23 protein-coding genes and 1 pseudogene are annotated in these 26,750 nt (G+C 40.6%); 19 read left to right on the top strand and 5 right to left on the bottom strand.

What is annotated here, in order from left to right; genetic code table 11:
- The first annotated feature begins 13 nt into the window (after window positions 1–13).
- The 16 genes and pseudogenes from ltrA to FYJ57_RS12780 all read left to right on the top strand — a co-directional run bounded on the left by ltrA (window position 14) and on the right by FYJ57_RS12780 (window position 17,899).
- Complete coding sequence (gene ltrA / locus FYJ57_RS12855; protein WP_456299599.1) at window positions 14–1,894, top strand: group II intron reverse transcriptase/maturase; 1,881 nt, start codon at window positions 14–16, stop codon at window positions 1,892–1,894.
- A gap of 148 nt (window positions 1,895–2,042) precedes the next feature.
- Window positions 2,043–2,141: pseudogene (locus tag FYJ57_RS15155) on the top strand (Maff2 family mobile element protein); the annotation flags it as partial.
- A 19-nt stretch (window positions 2,142–2,160) separates the two neighbouring features.
- Entirely contained in the window at window positions 2,161–3,033 is an 873-nt protein-coding gene (locus tag FYJ57_RS12845; RefSeq protein WP_154432965.1) for a VirB6/TrbL-like conjugal transfer protein, CD1112 family, read from the top strand.
- Window positions 3,034–3,060: 27 nt separating this feature from the next.
- Entirely contained in the window at window positions 3,061–3,450 is a 390-nt protein-coding gene (locus FYJ57_RS12840; protein ID WP_154432964.1) for a PrgI family protein, read from the top strand.
- A complete protein-coding gene (locus tag FYJ57_RS12835; protein WP_154432963.1) occupies window positions 3,398–5,806 on the top strand; it encodes a VirB4-like conjugal transfer ATPase, CD1110 family in 2,409 nt (802 codons plus the stop codon). Before FYJ57_RS12840 ends, FYJ57_RS12835 begins: the two co-directional genes overlap by 53 nt.
- Window positions 5,803–6,582, top strand: a complete 780-nt coding sequence (gene srtB / locus FYJ57_RS12830) for a class B sortase (RefSeq protein ID WP_154432962.1) — start codon at window positions 5,803–5,805, stop codon at window positions 6,580–6,582. The genes FYJ57_RS12835 and srtB overlap by 4 nt, the downstream gene beginning before the upstream one ends.
- A gap of 4 nt (window positions 6,583–6,586) precedes the next feature.
- Window positions 6,587–8,881: a C40 family peptidase gene (locus FYJ57_RS12825; protein ID WP_331466662.1), complete on the top strand. Its 2,295-nt coding sequence runs from the start codon at window positions 6,587–6,589 to the stop codon at window positions 8,879–8,881.
- A 26-nt stretch (window positions 8,882–8,907) separates the two neighbouring features.
- Entirely contained in the window at window positions 8,908–9,219 is a 312-nt protein-coding gene (locus FYJ57_RS12820) for a DUF4315 family protein (protein ID WP_154432961.1), read from the top strand.
- Window positions 9,194–9,889, top strand: a complete 696-nt coding sequence (locus FYJ57_RS12815) for a CD1107 family mobile element protein (protein ID WP_154432960.1) — start codon at window positions 9,194–9,196, stop codon at window positions 9,887–9,889. Before FYJ57_RS12820 ends, FYJ57_RS12815 begins: the two co-directional genes overlap by 26 nt.
- Window positions 9,890–9,962: 73 nt before the next feature.
- Window positions 9,963–12,071: a DNA topoisomerase 3 gene (locus FYJ57_RS12810; RefSeq protein ID WP_154432959.1), complete on the top strand. Its 2,109-nt coding sequence runs from the start codon at window positions 9,963–9,965 to the stop codon at window positions 12,069–12,071.
- 28 nt (window positions 12,072–12,099) lie between these two features.
- A complete protein-coding gene (locus FYJ57_RS12805; protein ID WP_154432958.1) occupies window positions 12,100–13,155 on the top strand; it encodes a DUF5688 family protein in 1,056 nt (351 codons plus the stop codon).
- A gap of 63 nt (window positions 13,156–13,218) precedes the next feature.
- Window positions 13,219–15,216: a YodL domain-containing protein gene (locus FYJ57_RS12800; protein WP_154432957.1), complete on the top strand. Its 1,998-nt coding sequence runs from the start codon at window positions 13,219–13,221 to the stop codon at window positions 15,214–15,216.
- Window positions 15,213–15,473: a transposon-transfer assisting family protein gene (locus FYJ57_RS12795; RefSeq protein ID WP_154432956.1), complete on the top strand. Its 261-nt coding sequence runs from the start codon at window positions 15,213–15,215 to the stop codon at window positions 15,471–15,473. Before FYJ57_RS12800 ends, FYJ57_RS12795 begins: the two co-directional genes overlap by 4 nt.
- Window positions 15,463–16,317: a DUF4316 domain-containing protein gene (locus FYJ57_RS12790; protein ID WP_154432955.1), complete on the top strand. Its 855-nt coding sequence runs from the start codon at window positions 15,463–15,465 to the stop codon at window positions 16,315–16,317. The genes FYJ57_RS12795 and FYJ57_RS12790 overlap by 11 nt, the downstream gene beginning before the upstream one ends.
- Before the next feature lie 176 nt (window positions 16,318–16,493).
- A complete protein-coding gene (locus FYJ57_RS12785) occupies window positions 16,494–16,844 on the top strand; it encodes a helix-turn-helix domain-containing protein (RefSeq protein WP_154432954.1) in 351 nt (116 codons plus the stop codon).
- Window positions 16,845–16,846: 2 nt separating this feature from the next.
- Entirely contained in the window at window positions 16,847–17,899 is a 1,053-nt protein-coding gene (locus FYJ57_RS12780; RefSeq protein ID WP_154432953.1) for a DNA cytosine methyltransferase, read from the top strand.
- A gap of 53 nt (window positions 17,900–17,952) precedes the next feature.
- Here the strand turns inward: FYJ57_RS12780 and FYJ57_RS12775 are convergent, their stop codons facing one another.
- From FYJ57_RS12775 to FYJ57_RS12755, 5 genes are read right to left on the bottom strand one after another with little or no spacing between them, the layout of a single operon-like run.
- Window positions 17,953–18,354, bottom strand: coding sequence for a hypothetical protein (locus tag FYJ57_RS12775; RefSeq protein ID WP_154432952.1), 402 nt, complete (start codon window positions 18,352–18,354; stop codon window positions 17,953–17,955).
- A gap of 50 nt (window positions 18,355–18,404) precedes the next feature.
- Window positions 18,405–18,833: a very short patch repair endonuclease gene (locus tag FYJ57_RS12770; RefSeq protein ID WP_154432951.1), complete on the bottom strand. Its 429-nt coding sequence runs from the start codon at window positions 18,831–18,833 to the stop codon at window positions 18,405–18,407.
- A gap of 8 nt (window positions 18,834–18,841) precedes the next feature.
- Complete coding sequence (locus tag FYJ57_RS12765; protein ID WP_154432950.1) at window positions 18,842–19,801, bottom strand: restriction endonuclease PLD domain-containing protein; 960 nt, start codon at window positions 19,799–19,801, stop codon at window positions 18,842–18,844.
- Between the two features lie 5 nt (window positions 19,802–19,806).
- Complete coding sequence (locus tag FYJ57_RS12760) at window positions 19,807–21,654, bottom strand: Z1 domain-containing protein (RefSeq protein ID WP_154432949.1); 1,848 nt, start codon at window positions 21,652–21,654, stop codon at window positions 19,807–19,809.
- Window positions 21,654–22,814 (bottom strand): restriction endonuclease PLD domain-containing protein, encoded by a 1,161-nt coding sequence (locus tag FYJ57_RS12755; RefSeq protein ID WP_154432948.1) that lies wholly within the window; start codon window positions 22,812–22,814, stop codon window positions 21,654–21,656. The genes FYJ57_RS12760 and FYJ57_RS12755 overlap by 1 nt, the downstream gene beginning before the upstream one ends.
- Before the next feature lie 461 nt (window positions 22,815–23,275).
- Here FYJ57_RS12755 and FYJ57_RS12750 point away from each other — a divergent pair, with 461 nt between their 5' ends.
- From FYJ57_RS12750 to FYJ57_RS12740, 3 genes are read left to right on the top strand one after another with little or no spacing between them, the layout of a single operon-like run.
- Window positions 23,276–23,509, top strand: a complete 234-nt coding sequence (locus FYJ57_RS12750) for a hypothetical protein (protein ID WP_154432947.1) — start codon at window positions 23,276–23,278, stop codon at window positions 23,507–23,509.
- Window positions 23,510–23,526: 17 nt separating this feature from the next.
- The gene (locus FYJ57_RS12745) at window positions 23,527–25,833 is read left to right on the top strand and encodes a hypothetical protein (RefSeq protein WP_154432946.1); all 2,307 of its coding nucleotides are present in this window, start codon (window positions 23,527–23,529) and stop codon (window positions 25,831–25,833) included.
- A gap of 10 nt (window positions 25,834–25,843) precedes the next feature.
- Window positions 25,844–26,605, top strand: a complete 762-nt coding sequence (locus FYJ57_RS12740) for an ATP-dependent helicase (RefSeq protein WP_154432945.1) — start codon at window positions 25,844–25,846, stop codon at window positions 26,603–26,605.
- Window positions 26,606–26,750 lie beyond the last annotated feature (145 nt).

The following is a 26,750-nucleotide window of genomic DNA, read 5'->3' as shown; positions in this document are numbered from 1 at the left end:
GGAGAGGATGCCTGTGTTGACTTCGGGGCAGCAAGAAAGGAAAAGTAAACAGAGAAAAATCCGCAACTCAGAGTATTACGACATGGAAGGTACTTTTGACAGGCTGTATGCAGAAAGTAAGAAAGATAAAACATTCAACCATCTGATGGAAATCATCGAGAGTGAAGAAAATATCAAGCTTGCATACAGAACAATAAAGAAGAATACAGGAAGTGATACTTCGGGAGTGGATAAAAGGACGATAGCCGACCTTGCAAAGTTAAGCGAGGAAGAATACGTCCGTCTCATACGGAAACAATTCAGTAATTATCATCCACGACCCGTAAGGCGAGTGGAGATACCAAAGCCCAATGGAAAGACCAGACCTCTGGGAATTCCAACTATCGTGGATCGGATCGTACAGCAATGTATTTTGCAGGTCATGGAGCCGATATGTGAAGCAAAATTCAGTGAGAACTCCAACGGGTTCCGCCCGAACCGTTCCGCTGAGACTGCTATTGCGCAATGCATGAGGCTGATACAGGTACAGCATCTGTACCATGTGGTTGACCTCGATATTAAAGGCTTCTTTGATAATATCAGCCATACAAAGCTGATTCGTCAGATATGGGCATTGGGAATCCGGGACAAAAAGCTGTTATGCATTATAAAAGAGATGCTGAAAGCACCTGTTGTTCTGCCAAATGGGGAGAAAACATATCCCTCACGGGGTACTCCGCAAGGCGGTATTTTATCGCCATTGCTTGCAAATATCGTATTGAATGAGCTGGATTGGTGGATTGCTTCTCAATGGGAGCAGATGCCAACAAGGACAAAATTCAAAACGAGGAACAATGCGCAGGGAACAGAGATTAAGAGCCACGCTTACAGAGCTCTGCGCCGGAGCAGATTAAAAGAGATGCATGCAGTTCGGTACGCAGATGATTTTAAAATTTTCTGCGCATCACATGAGGATGCTGTCAAAGCATACAAGGCAACAGAGTTATGGCTAAAGGACAGGCTGGGGCTGGAAATCAGCCCTGACAAATCCAAAGTAGTTAATCTCAAAAGACAGTATTCTGATTTTCTCGGGTTCAAGCTGAAAGTCCGTAAAAAGGGTAAGAAGTATGTAGTTCGGTCTCATATGAGCGATAAAGCATACAAAAAGGCTCATGGAAAAGTCTCGGAAGAAGTAAAGAAACTGGCTCATTCGTCAGATGATAATGCTCAGTTCATGCAGCTTCAGAAATATAACGCTGTAGTTGCCGGACTTCATGAATACTATTGTATTTCTACAGAAGTATCCCATGATTTCAGCAGACTTGCCTTCAGTATCAACAAACAGCTCAGAAACAGACTGAAAGGTGACTTATCCAAAAAGGGACAGCTCAGAAATGGGTTTACTAAAGAAAAGTATGGAGCAAGCAGACAGATGAGGTTCCTTCATGGACGTCCGGTGATTCCACTGGGATATGTCCAGCCGAAGAATGCCCAGCATAAAAGGAAATCCATCAATAAGTATACGGTCAAAGGTCGGGAACAGATTCATAAGAATCTTGCAATCGATACAGCGACAATGTTATGGCTGATGAGAAATCCTGTAAAGGGCAGAACCATTGAATATGCGGATAACCGTATTTCCTTGTATGCGGCACAGTATGGTAAATGTGCAGTGACGGGAATTCTGATGGATTCTCATGATATTCACTGCCACCATAAAGTGCCCGTAAGCAATGGTGGTTCGGATGAATACGCAAATCTTATTCTTGTCAGCGAAGCAGTTCATATCCTTATCCATGCTTCTTCAGAACCTACGATTGAGAAGTACTTGAAATCCTTAAATCTTGACGATAAACAAATAGAAAAACTTAACAAACTTCGTACTATGGCAGAAATGCCACCTATTATTCTTTGAATTTAATGCTGTAACGAAGTGTGTAAGTTGTGTTTAAAACCCTGGACGGCTGAATTCGATGGAGCGCCGTGTGCGGTGAAAGTCGCATGCACGGTGTGGAGCGGGGGAAAATCTGGAGATAACTTCAAAGGATTACCTATCGCTATCGGGGGCAAAGTCTCAGGGAATCAAACAGCTTATGAGCGGTGGTGGTGTAATCCTCATCGGTACTCAATTAATTCCGCTTCTTAGTGGACTGTTTGGTTAAGAGAAAGGGGTAGTTATCCATGTTCGATCAGATTTTTGATGCGATCGAAGAATGGATGAGGGAACTCCTGACAGGGATGATCAATTCCAACCTGGATCAGATGTTTACTGATGTCAATCAGAAAACAGGTGAGATTGCAAGCCAGGTTGGACAGACTCCCCAGGGATGGAATGGCAGCATATTCAGTATGATCCAGAACCTGTCCAATTCGGTAATTTTACCGATTGCAGGTATCATCATTACGTTTGTGCTCTGCTATGAACTGATTTCCATGCTTACTGAGCGTAATAACATGCATGATATTGATACATGGATGTTCTTCAAATACTTTGTGAAGATGTGGATCGCAGTGTATCTGGTAAGCAATACTTTTACGATTACAATGGCTGTTTTTGATGTAGGTCAGCATGTAGTAAATGCTGCATCCGGTGTGGTCACAGGCAGTACAGCCATTGATATCAGTTCGGCATTGACCGATCTGGAGGCTACATTGGAAGCCATGGAGATTGGAGAATTAGTAGTATTGGCATTGGAAACCCTGATCGTCAGCTTCTGTATGAGAATCATGTCCGTATTGATCACCGTAATTCTATATGGACGTATGATTGAGATTTACCTTTATACTTCGGTCGCGCCGATTCCGTTCGCCACAATGAGCAACAGAGAGTGGGGACAGATCGGAACCAATTATTTCAGAGGACTCTTTGCCCTGGCATTCCAGGCATTTCTGATGATGGTTTGCGTCGCTATCTATGCTGTGCTGGTAGCGGGTATCCAGTATTCAGATAATCTGAGTTCTTCATTATTTGGCGTAATGGCTTATACAGTCATCCTGTGTTTTAGTTTGTTTAAGACAGGATCCCTGAGCAAGTCCATTTTTAATGCCCATTAAATTAATCACAGGAAGGAGAGATAAACCATGGCATATGTCAGTGTTCCAAAGGATTTGACAAAAGTAAAAAACAAAGTGGCTTTTAATCTGACAAAGAGACAGATCATCTGCATCGGTATCGGTGCAGCGATTGGTATTCCGTTTTATTTTCTCACAAGAGGAATACTTGGAATGTCAAATGCGGCTACCGTTATGGTGATTCTAATGTTGCCGGCATTTATGTTTGCCATGTATGAAAAAGATGGGATGCATCTCGAGGATGTGATCTTGCACATCCTGAATGTAAAAGTGTTCCGGCCACCGGTCAGAACCTATGAAACAGAGAATTATTATGAATCGAATCCGGAAACAACCGGTTCGAAAAATGCATCCAGAGAAAAGAAGGGAGGAAAGACAGGTGTCAAAAAGAAAAAATAACAGCACCAAAAAGTCAAAGAAAAAAGAAGAAAAGCGGCTTTCGGTACAAAAGACAATCCGATACAAAGAGATGGGAAAGGATGGGATCTGCCGGGTACAGGGAAATACATATTCCAAATGTATCCGGTTTTATGATATCAACTATCAGCTGGCACAGAATGAGGATAAGAATGCTATTTTTGAAAACTGGTGTGATTTCCTCAACTATTTTGACAGCAGCATCCATTTCCAGCTGAGCTTTATCAATCACAAAAGTAATATGAAGGAATTTGAGAATGTGATCCGTATCCGGCCTCAGCATGATGAGTTTGATGATGTCCGCATGGAATATGCACAGATGCTGAAGCATCAACTGGCAACGGGTAATAACGGTCTGGTAAAGTCAAAATATATCACGTTTTCTATCGAAGCTGAGAATATCAAGCTGGCGAAACCGAAGCTGGAACGTATCGAGTCGGATATACTGAATAATTTCAAGGTGCTTGGTGTACCGGCATATCCCCTCAATGGTGTGGAGCGGCTTCAGATTATGTATGAAACATTTAATCCGGATGCCAGTGCCGATTTCCAGTTTGATTATGGTTCCATGATCCGGACCGGTCTCAGCACAAAGGATTATGTGGCACCGACCAGCTTTGTATTTAAAGAAGGGAAGACATTCCAGATGGGGATAACGATTGGCGCAGTCTCCTATCTGCAGATTCTTGCTCCGGAGCTTACTGACAAAATGCTGGCTGAGTTTCTGGATATGGATAAAGATCTGATCGTAAACCTGCATGTGCAGTCGGTGGATCAGATGAAAGCCATCAAGCTTGTAAAAAGCAAGGTGACGGATATCAACCGCATGAAAATTGAAGAACAGAAAAAGGCAGTTCGTTCCGGATATGATATGGACATCATCCCGTCAGACCTGAATACGTATGGTGGCGAGGCAAAGAGACTTCTGGAAGATCTGCAGTCACGAAATGAGCGTATGTTCCTGGTAACTGCGCTCTTTTTGAATACAGCAAAAAGTAAACAGGATCTGGAAAATGCAGTATTCCAGACTGCCGGCATCGCTCAGAAATATAACTGTGTGTTAAGGCGACTGGATTATCAACAGGAGGAAGGGCTGATGAGCAGTGTTCCGCTTGGTGTCAATCATGTGCCGATCAAAAGGGCGTTGACGACGACCAGCACTGCTATCTTTGTTCCTTTCACAACGCAGGAATTGTTCATGGGTGGAGAATCCCTTTATTACGGGCTGAATGCCCTCAGCAACAATATGATCATGGTAGATCGGAAGAAGCTGAAAAATCCGAACGGACTGATCCTCGGTACACCTGGATCCGGAAAGTCCTTTGCGGCTAAGAGAGAAATTACCAATGCATTTTTCGTGACAAATGACGATATTATTATCGGAGATCCGGAGGGAGAATATTATCCACTGGTCCATGCCCTCGGCGGTCAGGTTATCCACATTTCTCCGACCAGCAAGGATTATATTAATCCCATGGATATCAATATGGATTATTCCGATGATGATAATCCGCTGGGTGTGAAGTCAGATTTTGTCCTGTCGTTGTGTGAGCTGATCATGGGAACCAGAAATGGTATTGAGGCAGAGGAAAAGTCAGTGATCGACCGGTGTCTGCCTCTTGTATATCAGAAATATTTTGCAGATCCGAAACCGGAAAATATGCCGGTACTGGGAGATCTGTATGACTGCCTGAGAAAGCAGAAAGAGCCCCAGGCCCAGCGTATTGCAACAGCACTGGAAATCTACGTTAATGGTTCTCTGAAAGTGTTTAACCATCAGACAAATGTGGAACTGAATAACCGGATCGTCTGCTTCGACATCAAGGAGCTGGGTAAACAGTTGAAAAAACTGGGAATGCTCATTGTCCAGGATCAGGTATGGAACCGTGTTACCATTAACCGGGGCTCACAGAAATCTACCAGATACTATATCGATGAATTCCATCTTCTTCTGAAAGAGGAACAGACCGCAGCTTATTCTGTGGAAATCTGGAAGAGATTTCGTAAATGGGGTGGAATTCCCACAGGAATCACTCAGAATATCAAAGACCTTCTGGCCAGCCGGGAGATTGAAAATATCTTTGAAAACAGTGATTTTATCCTGATGCTGAATCAAGCTGCAGGCGACAGACAGATTCTGGCAAAGCAACTGAACATTTCACCATATCAATTATCCTATGTGACGAATTCCGGGGAAGGCGAAGGACTTTTGTTCTACGGAAATATCATCATTCCGTTTAAGGATAAGTTTGATAAGAGCTTGAAACTGTATTCGCTGATGACAACAAAACCGGAAGAAGTGGAGGAACGAAAGAAACTGGAGGCAGAAAGAAAATGAGAAAATGGATATCGAGGATTCTGTTTGTAGTTTCCATTATCCTTCTCACCATCAGCCTCTACTTTCTGATGGGTATGTATCTGCAAGATCAAAAAAGCGAAACAGGATTCGACTCTATTCGACAAATCCATGAAGAACAGGAAACTAATGATAATAAAGATGATATCGAGGGAGACAGTAATTCTCCTGCTATTGTTGATCCTGGTCTTCTGGCTTTGCACGAAATGAATCCGGACTGCATCGGCTGGATTAAAATTGAAGGGACAGCAATTGATTATCCAGTCATGTATCATCCGGAAGAAAAGAATTACTATCTCAGGAGAAATTTTGAGAAGGAATATGACGTAAGCGGGACACCATTTCTCTCAGAACTTTGTGATCCGGAAGATGCAGACAACCTGATTATCTATGGTCATCATATGAGTTCAGGAAAAGTGTTTGCAGCTCTGGATCGTTATAAGTCAGAAGAATTCTATCAGGAACATCCGATCATCCAGTACAGCACACTTCATGGGAAGGAACAGTATCAGATCATAGCAGCCTTTGCTGTTCCGGTGTATACAGGGCATGATTTTGAATACTACTCTTTTACCAAGGCAGAAAATGCTGAGGATTATCTGAAATTTGTCAAAGAATGTAAAAAACGGTCATATTATGACACTGGTTATACAGCACAGTATGGAGACAAGCTGATCACACTGTCAACCTGTGAGTATTCCCATAAAAACGGGCGGATGGTTGTGATTGGTAAACAAATTGAGAATGAAAGAAGGTGAATGATTGGCAGGAAAGGAATATACAGCGAAAGACAAGATCTATTCTAAAATGACAAGAGAAGGTCTGACGGAAGAAACACTCCGGGAAGGTTCTGTGAAGAAAATCGGCCAGAAAAGCCGGGATGAACCTGAACTTGACAGTAAGGAGCGGGATGAGAAAAATGCGGCTCCTGGCAAAAGGTTGTCGGACAGTTCTGGAAGAACTGATAACCGACGCATGAGAAGGTATGTGCAGGAATTAAGAATGTCTTCGGATATTGCATCTGAAGAAAGACCTGCAAGAACTTTTTCAAAAGCAAGCAGTGAAAGAATCATAGAAAAAAAGGACAGCCGGTACCAGGGAAAGCTTCATTCTCAGGAACAGATTCCGGAAGTATCCGGTATCTCGGATCAGAAAGATCAAGTAAAGAAGAAACGTGCTCGAAAGAGACTGACAGAAGAACAGGAAAAATCGGGTAGGCTTTCTTTTGGTGATGAAGGATCCGGCATGATCCACGGAGCCGGAACAGGAATGGGTCGAAAGGTAGCAGCCGGTGCGGCACTATATGCCAGAAATCAGATAACAGAGGATGGAGATGATAATGCTGCTGTAGATGGTTCCGGTGCAGTGATTGCAGCTGCTGATGAAGCAGCACACAGTCTGCGCAGAGCACAGTTAAGAAGCCAGAGAAGTGATGTGAAAGCACACAGAAAAGGGATGAATCTGGATGCTCCGGAGGCTTCCAGATTGAAGTTTGATGCTGCGAAGGAAGTAGCAGACCGAACTGCCAGGGATTCAGTGCAAAATGCAGAAAAGAAGCGTTTGCTAAACCGCTTCTTCCAGAGAAAAAAATATAAAGATGCCTACCGGGCTGCCAGAGCTGGAAAAACAGCAGGAAGTCTCGGGGGAGCAACAACGATTGCCGGTGTCGAGAACATGACGGTAAAAGCCAAGATTGCTTTAAAAGAAATCGTAAGGCGAAACCGTACCGTGTTTCTTGGTATCGGTATTTTTTCGCTCATTTTTATGCTGATTGCAGTCTCTCTGGGAAGCTGCAGTGCTTCGATTCAGGGTGGAGCTTCCGTGATCGGTATGACAACCTATCCCAGCACCGATGCGGATATCTATGCTGCAGAAAATGCTTATGCTGCTATGGAAGAAGCATTAAACCGTCAGATCAACAACATGGAATCCTCTTATCCGGATTACGATTCCTATCAGTACAATGTCAGCGAAATCGGGCATAATCCGTATCATCTGACTTCATACCTGACCGCAAAGTATGGTGGATATACCTATGACGATGTAAAGGATGAATTACAGGATCTGTTTCAGGCACAGTATCATCTGTCAACCCATGGAAGGACGGAAACTGTCACAGAAACGAGAACAGTACGTGTGGGAGAATCCCTGGGAAATGTGGTAACCAGCGGATATTGTAACTGCTCCATTTGTTGTGGAAGATGGTCCGGCGGACCAACAGCCAGCGGTGCATACCCGACAGCCAATCATACGATTGCGGTAGACGCAAATAATCCGATCGTGCCTATGGGAACGAAAGTGATCATGAATGGTGTGGAATATACCGTTGAGGATACAGGGAATTTTGCCAGGTATGGGGTTGCTTTTGACGTGTATTATGACAGCCATTCCGCAGCCAGTGCCCACGGTCATCAGACATGGGAAGCATTTCTGGCAGATGATAATGGCAGCCGGGAGGTGGAGGTTACTACCACTACTACTCAGAGAGTCCTCTATGTCACTCTCACGAATACAAATTTTGACGCAGTGGCAAGAGCAAATCTGACAGAGGAACAGGAAATCCTGTACGATGCATTGAATACCACACTGGGCAACCGGGATTATTTGTGGGATGTAAACCGAATCACCGGAGCCGGAGGCGGCATGAGCTATGAGATCCCGCCGGAAGCACTGTCGGATGAACGTTTTGCAAGAATGATCCGGGAAGCAGAAAAATATCTGGGATATCCCTATGTATGGGGCGGATCTTCACCGAGTACCAGTTTTGACTGTTCCGGGTTTGTATCCTGGGTAGTCAATCATTGTGGAAATGGATGGAATTATGGACGTCGGACGGCAGATGGGCTTCGCGGTCTCTGTACTTATGTTCCACCGTCTCAGGCAAAGCCGGGAGATCTCATCTTTTTCCAGGGAACCTATAATACCAGCGGTGCCAGCCATGTGGGAATTTATGTTGGCAATGGAATGATGATTCACTGCGGGGATCCGATCCAGTATGCGAATATCAATACATCCTACTGGCAGCAGCATTTTATGTGCTTTGAAAGGCTGCCTTAATAATAAAAAAGAAGGAAGGTGAAAATTTGAATCGGAAGATTAAAAAGTATCTGGATGAGATTGAAAAGACCGAAAAGAAAATTGCTGATCTGGAAATGTATCTGAAAGGTGTCCGGTCAGCGCTGAAAGAGGAAGAAAATAACGAAATGATCAAAAGCATCCGTGGAATGAAATTAAAAGGGCAGGAATTATTTGACCTGCTAAACGGAATCCAGGATGGAACGATATCATTTGTAGCGAGCGGGGAGTCAGAAGAAGAATCTGGCTCCTTTGTTGTTCAGGAAGAAAAAAGAGAAAGTGAGGAAAATGAATATGGTGAAATGGAAGAAACTGAATAAAAAACTGGTGGTGCTTTTGACAGCAGCTATGATGCTTTTTGGCAGTCAGGCTACTGCTTTTGCGTATGTGGATCAGGGCACAGAGGCAGCTCAGGAGGAATCAACAACAGAAACGGAGGAACCGGTGGTTGAGGATACTCATACCGAGGAAAATGGCGATCCGTTCTCTGTTCCTGGTAACGGAGAGGTAAGGGATGACATTACCGATGATTCCAGTAAGGAATTTCTGACGATTAAAACAAAGAATAACAATACATTTTATATCGTAATTGACCGGGCGGCAACAACGAACAACGTGTACATGCTGTCTCAGATTGATGAAAATGACCTTAAAGAATTTCTGGATGAGGATCAGCAGCAGACTTTAGAGACTGCCCCTTCTGTAGTCCTGGAGGACGAGCATACAGACGATACGGAGAGCAGTGTGGCTGTTGAAGAAGAAACACAGGAAGACAAACAGGATAAAGCTACAACAAATTCTGGTCTGTTTGTGATCCTTCTTCTGGCTGTAGCGGGTATTGCAGGCTATTACTACTTCAAGATCTACAAACCGAAGCAGGAAGATGATGATTCTGAAAATGAAGGTCTGGAAATGGATGACGGGCTGGAGACCATCAATGAGGATGAGGAATCAGACAATCCGGAAGAGAAAGTCGAATCACAGGAATAAATCCAAAAAGGTGGGAGCTGATGTTGTATAAGGGCAACGCAGCTCCCATATAAGTGAAAGGAGTTGTAAGAATATGTATTTAGTAATTACAGAAAAACCAAGCGTAGCCAGATCCATTGCGGATGTGATCGGCGCACAGAAACGTGAAGACGGATATCTGGAAGGAAAGGATTGTATCGTCAGCTGGTGTCTTGGACATCTTGCTGAATATGTGGCCCCGGATGCCTATGACGAGAAATTCAGCAGATGGAACTATGAGGATCTGCCCATTATTCCACAGGAGTGGAAACTGGCAGTGTCAAAGGATAAGAAGGATCAGTTCTATGTGTTAAAGAAGCTGCTGAACCGTCCGGATATCGACTATGTAGTAAATGCCTGTGATGCAGGACGGGAAGGAGAATTGATCTTCAAGAGAGTCTATGATCTTTCACGGAGCAGAAAACCGGTAAAAAGACTGTGGATCAGTTCTATGGAAGATGAAGCCATCCGCGAGGGATTTTCTCAAATGAAAGATGCGTCTGCATATGAAAACCTTGCCGATGCTGCTGTGTGCAGAGCTCAGGCAGACTGGCTGGTAGGAATGAACGCAACCAGAGCTTACACCAGTAAATATTATAAGAAGCTGACTGTGGGGCGTGTCCAGACACCGACGCTTGCCATGCTGGTAGACAGGGACAGAGCTGTTTCCTCATTCCAAAAGGAAAAGTATTTCAATGTGGAACTGGATCTGGATGGTCTGCAGGTAGAAAGACAGAAAATCTTTGATGAAAAGGAAGCAGAAAAACTGAGAGTTCTTTGCCAGGGAAGCGATGCTGTTGTGGAAGAAATACGTTCAACAGATAAGACTGTAAGACCACCGAAGCTTTATGATCTGACTACTTTGCAGAGGGAAGCGAACCGACATTATGGTATGACTGCCCAGCAGACGTTAAATGCAGCACAGTCTCTGTATGAGCAGAAACTGCTCACCTATCCTAGAACTGACAGCCAGTATCTGACAGAGGATATGGTGGTAACGGCAGGAAATGTGATTCGGAGAATTCATGAAAAGTATCAGCTGACAGGTCCCTTTGATCAGCCGGAGAAACCAAATGTCAAGCTTGTCCTGAATAACAAGAAGGTGTCCGATCATCATGCCATTATCCCAACGGTGGAATTAACAGATTGTGATCTGTCACAGTTAAAGGATTGGGAACAGAAGGTATTGTTCCTCATCTGTGTCCGTATGGTGGAAGCAACAGAAAAGGATCATATTTTCACAGAAACCGATATCACCGTGAAATGCCAGAACGAGCTGTTTTCCGCAAAAAAGAAAGTTGTAAAGCAGACGGGATGGAAGCTTTATGAAGAGTGTTTCAAGAACAAAGATGGGCTGGCTATGGAAAATCCGGAAAATGTAGAGACAGACCGGTTTTCTAATTTGACTCCCGGACAGATCTTTTACAATGTAGCAGCTGATAAATCGGAGCATCTCACTTCCCCACCGAAACAGTACAGCGAAGATACTCTGCTGGCAGCTATGGAGACAGCCGGGAATAAGGAATTCGATGAGGATACAGAGAAAAAGGGGCTGGGAACTCCGGCAACCAGAGCAGGAATCATTGAAAAACTGGTACATTCCCAGTATGCCGTCCGTAAGGGAAAACAGATCATTCCTACAGAAGATGGCAAGGTGCTGATTGAGATCCTGCCCGACTTTCTGAAATCAGCCAGTATGACAGCGGAATGGGAAAATCAGCTTCTGGATATGGAGAAAGGTAAGATCACTCCGGATACCTTTATGACAGGGATCAAAAATATGATTACCATGATGCTGAATGGATGTGACACGATCCCGGAGGAAGAAACCAGAAGGTTCCAGACAAGGGAAAGCATCGGAACCTGTCCGATATGCGGAAGTCTGGTGTATGAAGGGAAAAAGAACTTCTACTGCAGTAACAGGGGATGTCGTTTTGCTCTCTGGAAAGAAACAAAATATCTGGAGCGGATGCTGAAAACCATTGATAAATGCATGGCTGCTGAGCTTTTAAAAAGTGGAAAAGTCCGGGTAAAGGATCTGTATTCTGCCAAGAAAAATATGTATTTTGAAGCGGATTTAATCATGGATGCCAGTGAAGATCGTGTGAATTTTTCTCTGGATTTTCCGAGTAAAAAGCCTTCTGGAAAAGGCAAGAAGAAATAGAAAATGAAATCAGGAAAGGATGAAAAATATGGAATTTGAAAAATTTGTAGAAAACGTAAAAGAAACAATCAAAGATTATCTTCCGATGGAGTATGAAAATGCCATTGTTGATCTCTATCCCCATGAAAAGCTGAATGAAAGTTATCTGGGAATGACAGTAAGAAACGAAAACCAGAATATTTCACCGACTCTCAATCTGAATATGTTCTATGAACAGTTACAGACGGGGCGTTTTAATCTGAATCAGATTATGGAACAGATGGCAGAGGTAGTACAGATGACACCGATGTCTGTTCATATGGGGCTTCTCACGGATTATGATTTTGCAAAACACAATCTGTTTATCAGAGTATCCGATGCGGATCGAAATCAGGAAATGTTGTCTAATGTACCGCATACAAGAGTGGAAAATCTGGCGATTACTTATCATGTGTTAATTGAGTCCGGAGCAGGAGGAATTGCATCTTCTATTGTGAACAATGATATGATGAAACTTTTTGGTGTTTCAAAAGAACAGATTCATATTGATGCGCTGAATAGCAGTCCCAGATTATTTCCCGCTCATATAGATTCATTGAATACAGTGCTAGAGAACATGGCAAGAAGTGACATGAGAGCTGCTGGTGTGCCGGAACAGGAAATTGAAATGATGATGAAAGATATGTCTCAGGATATGGCAGTTCCGCTTACTATTGTTACAAATGAACAGACAATGGATGGTGCTGCAGTGCTCTTTTACCCTGGATATATGGATCTGATCGGAGAACAATTAAAGGGTGATTATTATATATTACCTTCTTCAGTACATGAAATGCTGGTTCTTCCTGATGATGGAGTGATGACTTCCCATGAGTTAAAAGCGATGGTAATGGCTGTAAATAACACAGAGGTACAACCGGCAGAAAAACTGGCAGATGAAGTGTATCACTATGATACCAGAGGAAGGATCTTCGAGAAGGCAGCAGCTTTTGAGGAACGCCAGAAAGCAAAGGGAAAGGAACAGACAATGCCTGACAAGAAAGAACCCAATAAGTCACAGCCGGTACATAAGCCGAAGCATAAAGCAAATGACATGTCACTTTAAAAATATGTGTATAAGAAAGCCCCGCTGGAACCAAAACCGGCGGGGCTTTGGAAAGGAGTTCAAATGAACAGAGAAAATAATATTGAAGCAGTTCAGTCAGCTACTATCCCACTTCCTGTCGCAGGAAAGGATATGAATAGTATCCTGAAATCTCTGGAAACAGGTGTAGAGAATATCTTTACCGGTGATAAATATGCCCAGTATCTGCAAACGATGTCAAAATTTCATCGGTATTCGTTTAATAATACTCTTTTGATTGCTATGCAGAGACCGGATGCAACTCTAGTCACAGGATACCGGAACTGGCAGACGATGGGTCGCCAGGTGAAAAAGGGAGAAAAAGGAATCACGATTCTTGCTCCGGCACCAATAAAAAGAAAACGGGAACAGGAAATTCTGGATCAGAACAATAAGCCTCTTCTTGATGGGAATGGAAAACCAAAGACAGAGGAAGTTGAAGTAGTCATCCCGCATTTTAAGCCAACAACTGTTTTCGATATCAGCCAGACAGACGGAGAACCCATTGAAACACTGGCTCCTGAGGAATTAACAGAGGCGGTTGCTGATTATGATTTGTTTATGAAAGCGATCACAGAGGTCTCTCCTGTTCCGATCCGATTCGATGAGATTGAAGGCGAAGCAAAGGGATATTATCATTCGGTCGATAAAGAAATCGTAATTCAAAAAGGGATGAGCGACAGCCAGACCATTAAAACAGCAATTCATGAAACCGGACATGCAAGAATCCATGATAAGGATTTGATGGCAGAACAGGGCATTGAAAAGGACCGGCTGACAAAAGAAGTTGAAGCTGAATCTGTCGCTTATTGTGTCTGCTCTGCCTTTGGTGTAGATACTTCCGAATACAGTTTCCCGTATATTGCCGGATGGAGCAGCGGGCGTGATATGAAAGAATTAAAAACATCTATGGACACGATCAGAAAGACTGCAGGAGAAATGATCGACGAATTATCCGAGAAACTGCAGGAACTGTTCACAGAGAAAAAGCAACTGCTGGAATCAGAACAGAAAGAAAAACTGATACCGGCAATGGAAGTTGCCGGATATCATTTTGATGAGCTTGAAAGTTCAGATGGAAATCTTCGTTTCCTTCCGGATGGAACCCATGAAATTGAGGGTGTGAGAATTGCTGATTCCTGGAATGATGTACAAGAATGGCTGGAGGGTGTTGCTCTGGAAGATCCGGATACAGTAGAGCGGGTGGAACGCGTATTGCATCCGGAACGATTTGAAAAAACTTCTGAAGAATTAATGTTTGATGGAGAAGAGCGTTTTGCCATTTATCAGATTAACCATGAATCAAAAGCAATGGAATATCAGTTTATGGGAATGGATTTTGTAAAATCTCAGGGAATGGAAGTAACTGCCGGGGATTATCAGTGCGTGTACTCCGGGATTCTTCAGCCATCGGATAACTTAGACACTCTCTACAGTGTATTTAACCAGAACCATCCGGCTGATTTCAGAGGGCATTCCATGTCAGTCAGTGATGTAGTTATTACAAATAGAAATGGTGACATCCGGGCTTTCTATGTTGACAGCTTTGGTTTTACTGAACTGCCGGATTTTGTAAAACAGAGACAGGAAATGATCGGAATAGAAAATACTACTCTTCCACTGCATCCAGATGAGGATAAAGCTCGCATCAGCTTCTATGTGGCAGAATGTTCTGAATTTCCGGTTCTTGGAGAATTTCATCAGGATCTGACTCTGGAACAGGCTTTTGATATTTTTGATCAGATACCGGGCAGCCGAATGAATGGAATAAAAAGTATTGGCTTCAATCTGCAGGATGGCAGTGATTATGAAGGAATGTTTGATCTGTATGTGGGAATTACATTACAGAAAGAGATCATCAATTCTATTCCCGGATATCGGGATAACAAGCTGGTACAGAAAGCGTTGTCAGATGCAGAGGAAATCATTGAGAAAAGGCAGAATGAAAGAGAGAAAACAGAAAGTAAAATGCCGGAAGTAATACAGAAAACGGAAAGACAGAAAACAAAATTACAGCACAGAAGGGAGGCGATGAGTTTATGAAACCAGTGAAATTCGAAGAAAATGAATTAATGGTAATGGCGATCTTTGCCGAAAAGACCAGACAGGATACCGTAGAGGCCTTGAAGGAAGCACTGGAAGTTCTGGAAGAAACTAAAGAAGATGTGTCCGATGAAGAAATGATTGAAATTGTATCCTCTTTGATAGAGAAGCTGCAACAGATTGAAGATAAGTATTATTACACACTAGATCTGGATTCATATCTCTTGGCATCGGAGGATGATGAGTATGAATATTAATCAATTTGCCCTTTATCGTGTCAATAAGATGACTGCCGGACGGAAACTATGGCATCTGTCCTACAACGAGGTCCGGGAAAAGAATCTTGCTGTTCGTGTGGAATTTTACCGGCATATGATGGTCGGTGAAATGAAGCCGGATGAGACTGCTAATGATATCTGGAAACGGATCCGGTATAAAACAGAAGTCAGTGATGTGCTGGTGCTTAACCATGAAGGAGAAATCTCCTGCTTCTATCTAAGTGATGATCATCCCAGAAGAATCAGCGGATTCATCAGTATGGGTACAACAGGAAGTGTTCTGTCCGTGGATACCAGAGATTATATGATTGATGGCTATTCCGGAAACTGGAGAGTGACAGACTATATCATTATCGACGGAAAACAGTTTTATCTTCTGGAGCATCAGGAATTCCGGGAACAGGCTGCGAGGATTATTCTCGATAGTTACGGAAAATATGTGGCAGAAACCGGAATCGGAGGTTTTGATGAAACTGCCAAGCAGAAGATCCGAGAATATATTCATCCTGAGGATAAGTATCCGGAAAGGATGAAACAGTTGCAGACCAAGATGGAACTTTATCAGAAATATTTTCAGAACGGAATGTATGAACGCAGCCATGAATCAGGCACAGAAGCCAATTATGATATGGTCGATGGGCAGGTGAATAACCAGAAGAAAGGTGCAGAGCAAATACAGTATCCGGTAGCAAAACGTCCGAAGAAAAGGACTTCTGTGATAAAGAAGCTTCATGAAAAACAGATTGCTATTGCTAGAAGATCCGGGAAGCCGGTGCCGAGATATTTGGAACAGCAAATGGTTCAGGAACGAAGCAGGAAGTAGCAATAAGGACAAAGTTCGTATAAGTATAGCCGGATGAGAGAATAAAAGGTCTGGAGGGGAGTGTCCTCTCTGGGCCTTTTTTGTAAATAAATATGACGCTGCCTATAAGCAGCATTATATAATATTATACTTGACAAAAAGCAGCAAGAATGGTATCATATTTAAGAGGTGGGAGTATGTCAAATGTTGGTAAATTAATAAAAGAAAAAAGAACCGCAGCCAAGTTGTCACAAAAAAATCTTGGAAAAGCTTGTGGTATAAGCGATAGTGAAATAATGAAAATAGAAAATGGAACGCGAAAAACTCCTAATTGGGAGAATTTGTGCAAAATCGCAAAAGCACTTGGTATGCATCCATTTGATATCCTTTTGGCAGCAGGATATATCTCTGAAAGTGATTTCAATTCAAGTAACAGGTTGCATAATTTAGAAAAACTAGATGATACCGATTGTAAATATTTACAATTATTAATTGATTTTATGATTTTGCGAAAAGAGACTGATGAGATTTCGGAAGGAGGTCTGTAGGTATGGTTTTTAGATTGGGAGAACTGTTTTGTGGTCCAGGTGGAATTGCTTGGGGCGCTACACATGCAGATATTGCAAATCCGGACTTTCGGATTGTTCATCAGTGGGCAAATGATTATGATGCAAGTACATGTGATACATATCGTCGGAATATTTGTCCTGATGCTCCGGAGACGGTTTATCATGAGGATATCCGAAAATTTGATATGAGTAAGCTTGCTCCCATAGATGCCCTGGCCTTTGGTTTCCCCTGTAATGATTATAGCGTTGTAGGAGAACAGAAAGGGATGGAAGGTGTTTATGGTCCGTTATATTCTTATGGTGTTAAGGCATTAAAATTATTTAAACCACAGTGGTTTTTAGCGGAAAATGTCGGTGGATTAAGAAATGCAAATGAAGGAAAGGCATTTACAAAAATATTGACAGAGCTTAGGGATGCTGGGTATACAATAACTCCACATCTCTATAAGTTTGAAGAATATGGAATTCCTCAGGCCAGACATAGAATAATCATTGTGGGAATAAAAAATGATATCCCGGTTACATTTAAGGTGCCTTCTACAGAACCTTATCAAGGAATCGATAACTCATGTAGGACAGCCATAGAGGTACCACCAATCCCAGAAGATGCAGCTAATAATGAAAGAACAAAACAATCTGCTGTTGTTGTCAGACGTCTGCAACATATTCTTCCGGGACAAAATGCATTTACAGCAGATTTGCCGGATGATTTAAAATTGAACATTAAAGGAGCCAAGATAAGCCAGATATATAAACGATTGGATCCAGAAAAACCTTCTTACACAGTTACTGGAAGCGGTGGAGGCGGAACTCATATCTACCATTGGTTGGAACCAAGAGCATTAACAAACCGTGAAAGAGCAAGGTTACAGACCTTTCCCGACACATATGAATTTCAGGGCAGTAAGGAAAGTGTGCGTAAGCAGATTGGTATGGCTGTTCCATGCAGAGGTGCGAAGATAATCTTTGAGGCCATCCTCAAATGTTTTGCAGGAATTGATTATCCTTCGATTGACGCAAATATTAATGAATAAAAGTAAAAAATACCTGTGTTTGTTGAATAGAAAACACAGGTATTTTTTAGACTTTAAATTATTTTAAGTAACATAGTAGTAGGACTGGTCCATGTAACCAGCACAGAATTATGTGCACTGGCATTGCAATACTTATACCAGTTGCCTATCATTTTTAAATCGCCTTGCACTGAGAATTGCTTTGCATAAATATCACCACCAATAGTGGATCCTTGAGCTAATAACAGCACATTGTTTAAAAAGCCATCAGCAGAACTTGCATAGAATAGGTTATAACCCAATCCAGTTTGTGTATGATTAGAATTATAAACACTATATTTCATAGCATCTTTTTTATGAATAGGTATATATGCTTCTCCTTGAATGATATCTCTATTTGTTGGATTTCTATAATCACCCCATGCTAGATGAGACGGTTTTAATTGAATAGAATATGAATCACCTGCTTGCGCCATAGTGATGCCTCCTTTACTACATGATGATTACTTTTATTATAATGAGATTATTATATGTTTTCAATTGGAACAATGATTTTTTGGTACAATAAAGAAAGATTTTCTTCTGCAACATTTTTTTTGAGTTGACATTCCCAGATTGTAAGTACCCTCCATCCCTGTTCTGTGAGCAGGGCAGTGTTTTGTATATCACGTTCCACGTTGCGGTTGATTTTTTTGTGCCAGTATTCCTCATTTGAGGACGGCCATACAAAACGTCCGCAATCATGATGGTGCCAGAAGCAGCCGTTTACAAAAATTACTGTTTTATATTTTTTTAAAACTATGTCAGGGCATCCCGGCAATTTTTTGACATTTTTTCTGTAGCGAAGACCGCGGGAAAATAAGTATTTCCGAACGCGTTCTTCTGGCTTTGAGTTTGTACTACGGATATGAGACATATTCATACTCCGCACTTGTTTTGAATGATTATCCGCCATAAAATCACCTACGATTCTGTATTGATTGAAAAATCCATATAATATTGTTCATCATCTATTTTTATAAAACTAACATCTGTTCTGCCATAATTAATCAAATCACTGGTATGTACATACGCACCATTGGGTAATCCAAGACGATTTCTAAAATATTCACCAAGCAACGCATTGCTGGCAGGTGTTGTTATGGCTTTATCATTTTGTTGTTCTACACGCAATAATAAAGTATGATGGTCATCAGTTACAACAAGAAAATGCTGTTTATTCAATGGGAAAAAACCACTTGTTGCAATATGGATTGGCAACGGAATGTATGCTTCATTTTTATTTCTACCATGTCGTTGCCCCCAATTTAAACCGGAACGTTTTCCAACTTCGCCAGTTCTGGTTAAAAATGACAGATGTATGCTTTGATCTGCAGAGCGTGGTCTGAATAAATCTTGTGAATTTGATTGCAAACTCACAATAATATAATCTTCTACCTCTGCATGATTGCAAAAAATAGAGCGATTAACTGCATTTTCATATTTTCTATATGCGTCATATGGATTATATAAATCCAATGAATTATTACAGTTTCTCAATAAAGAAGCTTGTGTAAATTCAAAGGTCCCAGAATAGGCACATATTGGTATATCATCCTTTAACCAAATATATAAATTTGTTTTAGGGACAGATCCTTGATAAAGATAACTGCACGTAAAATTTTTATATATTTTAGAATATCGATCTCCTTGCAGTTCTTTAAATCCATCGTGAGATATATTATCTATCCCTTCATTGATAGTCGATCCAATAATCAATTCAACTGTTATATCAGATACGCAGAGTTCTTCAAAGCTTTTTAATAACCATGAAGCCATGCTCGGCGTTGCATGGTGTGAAAGAATACATAGTTTATCTGCACCGAGAGATATCGGATCAAATAATAGTTGTTTTACGATATCATCAGGATATACGGGTGTCATAGCTTCTAATTCTCCTCAATAACATCATAATAGATGATATCTCCTGGCAGTTTAATATTTGGTACCCAAAGTTGCTTGCCATGCCAGCCTTTTTTGCCGGTAACCTGATACATGGTTAAAACTAGTTTAGATGGAAATTCTTTACCAAGCTGCCAATCATTTGGTGATAACAAGGCACCTGTTCCTTGCGCAATATCTCTTTCTCTTCGGACAATTAAGATTCCCTGCATAGTCGGTTGTTCTGCAAGAATTGAATCAATTACAGATAAAAAAGCTTCCATTTTGAAATCAGGACTTGGAATAATATGTTTTAAAATTTCTTTTATTATTCTAAGGCTGACTTGATAGTATGGCTCACTACTTTCAAAAGGTTTCAGAAGTGTTGATATGTCTTCTACTGAGTCATTATCCGGATTAAATGGATAATAGTTTGTCCCTCCAGACAGCATTTCAACATGATCATTATCAAGTACATTTTTTCTTGTCGGATTAAGTCCATTTGGATAATATATTTTGATATTATTTATACCGTTTTCAACCTGTGCAATAATAGAATTATTTGTGGCATTTATATCAGCAAAGAGTTTATATAAATGCTCGTCAATAAAGACCTTCATCAATCCAGGATCACGATCATAACCGAACATGCGGCTATGCTGCCACATTGTGTCTGCCTGGGGCTTTTTACTGGTTCTGGTGTAATAAATTGTCTGCAATCCAGGGAAAGTAACACCTCGTCCTAATGTATTACCGCCTATAACAAAATTACAGTCATTCTCATATTGAGCGCTATCAACATCAGTTTTTCCGTTCATAACCAATACTTTGATTGAATGTGAATCTAATAATTCATAGGCTTTGTTGATAAAATATTCATAAGGAATTTTATCGGTTTTGGCAGGACAAATAAGGTCGTATTCTTTTTTTAGTAATTCTGTGAATTCTGAATCTTTATGTTCTACACACCAGGAAAGTACATGCATTATTTCATCCGCATATTTTTGATGCACTGCTTGTTTCACACTTGGATGAAAGAGGCAGTTTGAAACCTTCCCACCAGAAGACAGTATTTGTGCAGAAACCGCAATATGCCGGATCACCACATTTTTTGTGGGCTCAGTTAATTCATCCAGATATTGAATACACATAGGTTTTCCCTCAGTAGGAAAGAAAAAATCACCTCCAAGGTAACCATTTCCCGGACGGAAATAATAAGTAAAATAAGGATGCCATCCAGATGCAAACGTCTGTAAAAGAATTGCTTGTGGTGTTCCTGTCACCTGTAAATAAATACTGCTGGAAGCCCCGCTTTTTATACAATCTAAGTATTTATTAATTGAAGATTGTCTGTCTTTATTAACAAGTGTATTTAATGAAGCTGCATCTGCTTCATCATCTACGATAAAAAGAGGATTCCCTTTCATAAAACCTGTAGAATTAAAGATATTTGCCCATAATTTTAAAATGCGTGCATTTTTCTTTAAAACTACAATTGTTGGTTGGAGAAGGCTGTTATCAATAAAAATTTGTGCATCATTCTCTCCACAAATACAGTATCCATCAAGATCTGCTTTAACACGATCTAAGGTTTGTTGTTGCAGAACAACGTTATCAGTTGTTAGCAAAACAAAAACGGGAAATCCTAAATCTGTTGCTTTACATATAATGCCAAACATTTGACCTGTTTTACCAGATTGAACATTTCCGAAAAGAAGTCCAATTTCGTGACTTGTAAATGAAAATGTTTTGATATATGAATTACCAACCTCTTCCGCAGTTTTAAGTACTGATTCCGCAAGTTTGGTGTTACCTCTGCTCTCAATTTTGTTAAGGTATGTTTTAAGATACTGCATTAATCATCAGCTCCTTCCTGATCAAATGGCTCGAAGGAAAGCATCCATACGTCAAGTGGATTACCGGTTTCATCTAAAGCAGTCTGCCCGGTTTTCTTTAAATAAAGATTTTCGCAACCATATTCCTGTAACATTTCTTTGGTTATCATGCCGGTACGATCAGTGTCTGCCTGAGTATCATTTACAGGTTTAACAAGACCAGCTGCTGCCAAACGCCCTTTCAGCCATCTCCCCATAATTAATTCATCCCCAACAGCGCTAAACTGTTTATTGCCATCACTAGTCGTATGAGCTTTGAACCAATACCCGTCATCAGTAATAATAAAAAATGGCTGATTTTTTTCAGGATATCCTTCTATACGCGTGATTTCTTTTGCAACGGTGAGCTGGGTTTCATACCAATCTCTTGACTTGCGTTTACTTCTTGGCGCCGCATAGCAGACATTAACATTGGATCTTGTAAAATGTTTCCCATCATCCATATGGCGTTCATCATATGAAGGTACTTTTAGTGGTAGAAGAAATGATGCATATGCGGCACATCTTTTATAGAAATCAACATTTGATTGAGGGACAGTTGTAACGAGCTCTATTCCAGAAAGTGCTGTATTGATTTCGTGAATTAATGGCATTCCGTCAATATCTGCAATATTGCTAGAAATATTAGGAGCTTTTAACTTATCTATAAACTGGCTGATTTCTCCCAGTTCATTCTGGTCTGTTGTTATAGAAGATATCTCATACTGTCTACGGTTATTGGCTTCTGGTTTTATTACTCCGAGATTCGCAGAACCCAGAATCGCAGAAAAAGGAAGATTGTCTTTGTAAAATGTATAAAGTTTTCCATGATATTTGAATGCTTTGACAATCCGGATTTCTCCTTTGCCGGATTCTTGCCATTTTCTATTTAATTTAAGAGCGGTATGATAAGATCCTTCGGGCATACCTTCAACAAAGTACATGCCTATAATGAGACAAATCTGTTTGATGTTGTTCTGTTCAACCAAGAGTTCTAATTCATCAAGAGAAGCACGGGAGACATATCCTACAGCAATATCTACTCTGTCAGATAATGTTATCTGTTTATTAAATGTATCGATAATTGTATTTTGTCCTTCAACCGTCCCTAATGGAAGGATATTTGAATATAAAAGATTCATGTCAATTCTCCGTATCGTTTTCGGTGGATTATCTATTACTATTTATTATAAAATTATACCATGATTGGGAAAAAAGAAAAGATGGACATTACGCATAAATGGGTAAGCCATCTTTTATGAAAGGCAATTATTAATCATCTATTACGTTGAAGAATATTTCTATATCCCAGATTTTATTAATTTGTTGGTTTAAAAGATTCACAGTACCAGTGAGTTGGCAATGCAGTCTTTGCTTATTTAGAAAAACAATTTCCAAATAACACTTTTATAATCTAAATATCAAAATTATAATTCGCCATATATTAATTATTTCAAAAATGATATTTACTTTGAATTACTTCTCTTTGATATTTTGCATTATAATATTTTAAAAATATTTATAACATTATTCAAATATTATTGACATTCTTGAATTTGAATGCTATTTTATATTCAAATAATTATCGTGGGAGGAAGCTCAAATGAAAGAAAAAGAGACAAAACGTGATAAATTTGTTCGCTTAGCAGAAGCCCGTACAAACAAAATCATAGATATGCTCCAGTTGTTAGGCAATTGCTCAAATTCCAATGTCTATGACTATACACAGCAGGATGTCGATAAAATTTTCAATGCTATTGATGCTGAAGTTAAAGAAGCGAAAAAGAAGTTCAGTAAGATTGAAAGTAAAAAGAGCACTCGTTTTACGTTAGACTAATTCAAGGAGGTGTTTTTATGAATAATTCTATGACTCCCATCCCCCAGAATTATAAGAATAATGTCGATTGGATTCTTGGTGCATATACAGATGCAGGTGTTACATTCCCGAATGGTTTTCAGAAAGACGCCATTCAGAATGCTGTAGGTGCTAGAAAAACCAACAAATGGAAGAACTGGTCCTGTGATATTTCGCTCATAGAAAATGAACACGGAAGCTTTGTAGTTGTTGAAGATTCCGGCACCGTCGGTCTGACTGGTAAGAATACGCCCTCAGAAACCATTAATCAGATGATGGCCAATGGAGAAGTGCTCCCTCCTTCTGAACGTCTGTCCCGTTTTACTTCTATGTTTAATTCAGGCGGAAACACAACTGGCGGTGGCCTTTTTGGTGCCGGTAAGAGTGTTTACTCTGTTGCCTCACAAACATATACCTATTATTTTGATTCTCTCAGAGAAGACGGTCTGTATGTTGCTAATCTGAATAAATGTGGGCAGGTAATGTCTGTGGCTCTGGAGGGAACTGATGCTAAAACTTTTATTCATGATACCACCGGCCTGGATGAGAAAAAAAGTACAGGAACGCGAGTTATTATTGAAATGCCCAAGGAAGAACTTGCCGAATCGATCCGTCAGGGAACAATCATCCCTTATATCCAAGAATCCTGGTGGCTTATTATCCAGCGTTTGGACGAAAGTTCCGCTATTACCGTAAATGGCAATCCAGTTCCAATCCCCACCGGAATCAAAGACGGATCTCATGTCTTCGAACTTCAAAATCCAGAAACTTATGCTTCAAATTATAAGGTAAAGCATTTTGGATTATATGTATTTGATAAAGGCGGCAACATCTGGGGAGGTATTTCCTATTATCGCAAAGGCATGAAAATCGGTGATATCGAATTAAAGGACATACCTGACAAGATTAAGGGCAAATACTGGGGCTATGTAGAAGTAGACGAAGCCTGGGAAGATGATTTGTCTGAAATCGAAGATAAAGTTCATTTCGGTGTCAGCAAAGGGAAGAAACTGCGTGCAGCATATCAGAATCTCAAAAACTACTGCAATGAAAAAACTAAAGCGAACCTGATAGAATGGGGATTTATAAAAGATAAAGAGACTGAAGACAAAAAACTGAAGGATGAGCTAAAGCAAATTGCCGAAGATATTCAGGATCTCTTTGATAAGCTCGGACTTGAAGACCTTGGGAAAGGACCAAAGAAGGCAGATTTCGATGTCCGTTGGCAGGATATAGCATATCCGGTTAAAGATTCAGAACAAGTTACTTCTGGTGATAATATCAGTTTCTCTGTAAGAATCAAGAGCTCCTATGCTACAGACAAGAAATTTGAATATAAACTTTATGTGCTTAATCCGGCAACCGGCGAAGTTGTATGTTCTATTGCAAGTGACAAGGTCACTGTAAAATCAAATACAGCTGAGAAGCTTGCATTTATACATAAAGTTACAAAAGATAATTCTGTTCGTTTTGCTGAAAACCGTATTGTTCTTTCAGTTAAAGTTATCGGAAGCGGTAAAGAGAAGAAAAAGGAACTTCCTTACTTCTTTGATATAGACCGTCCGGACAACCGCAGAGAATCAGTAAATTTATCATTGCATGAATGCTTATTCCCAATTGAAGGTAGCCGCAGGGTAAATTTCGGAGAAAAAGTTAGGAAGGTATGCTACAAAATAGAGAATCAGCGCAATCATGAACTCAGCTATAAACTTAATGTCAGCATACACAATGCAAGTGATCCGACCTGCCCTAAAATCGTTGATGTAGCATCTTTTACCGGAGTGGTAAAACCGTTTGAAGATGTTATTACCCCTTATATTGAAGAAATCGTATTTGAAAAAGTGGTTTATGAACAATACCTTACTGAAGGCGTTTTGGAATTGCGTGCAAGACTCATTGCGAACAAAGACGATAATCAATATGAAAAAGGCGATAAGATTACCTTCTATCACTACAAAGTTTTCTTGAATAGTGATGAGAAAAACGGTAAAAACGATGCATTTGATATACAGAGTATTGTTGCGCCTGAAAACTATAAGCGTTCGTGGTGTACACCGGGAAATGGAAGAACAATTTTCTTGAATGTTGGACATGCTGCATACTTAAATGTCCAGGATTATCCTGACATCCAGCACGAATATCTCCGTGAGCAAATGTTGAAGCAGTACGTACTTCTCTATTTAGGCGAAGGAAAATATGATATGTTCGGCCAGGACGGAAAAGATTTCTCCGAACTTGAGCCACAGGAAGCAGCTGATCAGGTACTTGAGAAAATCGAAAGTATCTATGCTCAAAGCTTGAAATGAGGTGATTTAAATGGGTCATATAGTTAAATTAGTAGACGGCCATATGGTATATGACGGTTTGCTGTCTTCCAAAGAAAAAGCCTCAATAGATGATATTCTTCATGCTCTGCAAGAGGAAATACCAACTATTGAAGCTGATATGAAAGCAGAGTATGGTCAAGGCGTCTGGTATAAATATAATCTCGGTTTATTTCTTGGCAGCCTGCTGGAGAAGTACGAGATTTCTGTTTCCGAACGTAGAAGGTTCTGGGACGAGATAAAACATTTTGCTACAAAGGAAGAACGTAAAAGAGACGAGGGAGCAAATTCCGTAACCCGTAGCTTTTATCAGCAATGTTATATTTTATCACAGCAAGATAAAGACGTTGTGGAAAAGCTGACATGGCGGCAGTGGCAGGATATTCTTGATCGAGTTGGCAATAGAGAAGATGAACGTATATTTCAATGGCTAAAACGATTCACGAAAAAAATCCGAGAGGATGATTGGAGAGAATTTGAAAAAGCCTTGAATCTTTACCTCAAGGGAAAGGATACAAGTGTATTTGAAACCGAAGAACTTTTTGAAATATATGATTCTATCATGCTAATGAGCGTTAAATGGCGGGAACAGTTTAAAGTGTTCTCCACAGAACATCCTAAGTCTGCAAAAATCAAATCAAAAGGAAAATGGTCAAAAAAATACTATGCTTTATGTTTTAATAAGAAAAAAGAACAGCATTCGCAGGTCGTGACTGAAGAAATGTGCTATGAAGCATTCACAGCATTGATGTAATCATTAAAAAAGGGTCTCTATAATGGTCTCATAAATTAAGACACTTTTTCGGACAGTTTTTAATGAATCTGATATACTTAAACCAGTATGAAAGAAAGGATCCATTATCATGTCCAGACAAAGAAGAAATTTTAATGCCAAATTC

Origin of the sequence: Oliverpabstia intestinalis, from assembly GCF_009696065.1 — a bacterium.
GTDB classification, from domain to species: Bacteria; Bacillota; Clostridia; order Lachnospirales; family Lachnospiraceae; genus Oliverpabstia; species Oliverpabstia intestinalis.
This window is presented reverse-complemented; position numbering and strand designations above follow the sequence as displayed.

Coding starts and splice junctions, on each gene's coding strand:
- FYJ57_RS12845 (WP_154432965.1), top strand. CDS start 2,161: ATGTTCGATCAGATTTTTGATGCGATCGAAGAATGGATGAGGGAACTC.
- FYJ57_RS12840 (WP_154432964.1), top strand. CDS start 3,061: ATGGCATATGTCAGTGTTCCAAAGGATTTGACAAAAGTAAAAAACAAA.
- FYJ57_RS12835 (WP_154432963.1), top strand. CDS start 3,398: ATGCATCCAGAGAAAAGAAGGGAGGAAAGACAGGTGTCAAAAAGAAAA.
- srtB (WP_154432962.1), top strand. CDS start 5,803: ATGAGAAAATGGATATCGAGGATTCTGTTTGTAGTTTCCATTATCCTT.
- FYJ57_RS12815 (WP_154432960.1), top strand. CDS start 9,194: ATGGTGAAATGGAAGAAACTGAATAAAAAACTGGTGGTGCTTTTGACA.
- FYJ57_RS12810 (WP_154432959.1), top strand. CDS start 9,963: ATGTATTTAGTAATTACAGAAAAACCAAGCGTAGCCAGATCCATTGCG.
- FYJ57_RS12805 (WP_154432958.1), top strand. CDS start 12,100: ATGGAATTTGAAAAATTTGTAGAAAACGTAAAAGAAACAATCAAAGAT.
- FYJ57_RS12800 (WP_154432957.1), top strand. CDS start 13,219: ATGAACAGAGAAAATAATATTGAAGCAGTTCAGTCAGCTACTATCCCA.
- FYJ57_RS12795 (WP_154432956.1), top strand. CDS start 15,213: ATGAAACCAGTGAAATTCGAAGAAAATGAATTAATGGTAATGGCGATC.
- FYJ57_RS12790 (WP_154432955.1), top strand. CDS start 15,463: ATGAATATTAATCAATTTGCCCTTTATCGTGTCAATAAGATGACTGCC.
- FYJ57_RS12785 (WP_154432954.1), top strand. CDS start 16,494: ATGTCAAATGTTGGTAAATTAATAAAAGAAAAAAGAACCGCAGCCAAG.
- FYJ57_RS12780 (WP_154432953.1), top strand. CDS start 16,847: ATGGTTTTTAGATTGGGAGAACTGTTTTGTGGTCCAGGTGGAATTGCT.
- FYJ57_RS12775 (WP_154432952.1), bottom strand. CDS start 18,354: ATGGCGCAAGCAGGTGATTCATATTCTATTCAATTAAAACCGTCTCAT.
- FYJ57_RS12770 (WP_154432951.1), bottom strand. CDS start 18,833: ATGGCGGATAATCATTCAAAACAAGTGCGGAGTATGAATATGTCTCAT.
- FYJ57_RS12765 (WP_154432950.1), bottom strand. CDS start 19,801: ATGACACCCGTATATCCTGATGATATCGTAAAACAACTATTATTTGAT.
- FYJ57_RS12760 (WP_154432949.1), bottom strand. CDS start 21,654: ATGCAGTATCTTAAAACATACCTTAACAAAATTGAGAGCAGAGGTAAC.
- FYJ57_RS12755 (WP_154432948.1), bottom strand. CDS start 22,814: ATGAATCTTTTATATTCAAATATCCTTCCATTAGGGACGGTTGAAGGA.
- FYJ57_RS12750 (WP_154432947.1), top strand. CDS start 23,276: ATGAAAGAAAAAGAGACAAAACGTGATAAATTTGTTCGCTTAGCAGAA.
- FYJ57_RS12745 (WP_154432946.1), top strand. CDS start 23,527: ATGAATAATTCTATGACTCCCATCCCCCAGAATTATAAGAATAATGTC.
- FYJ57_RS12740 (WP_154432945.1), top strand. CDS start 25,844: ATGGGTCATATAGTTAAATTAGTAGACGGCCATATGGTATATGACGGT.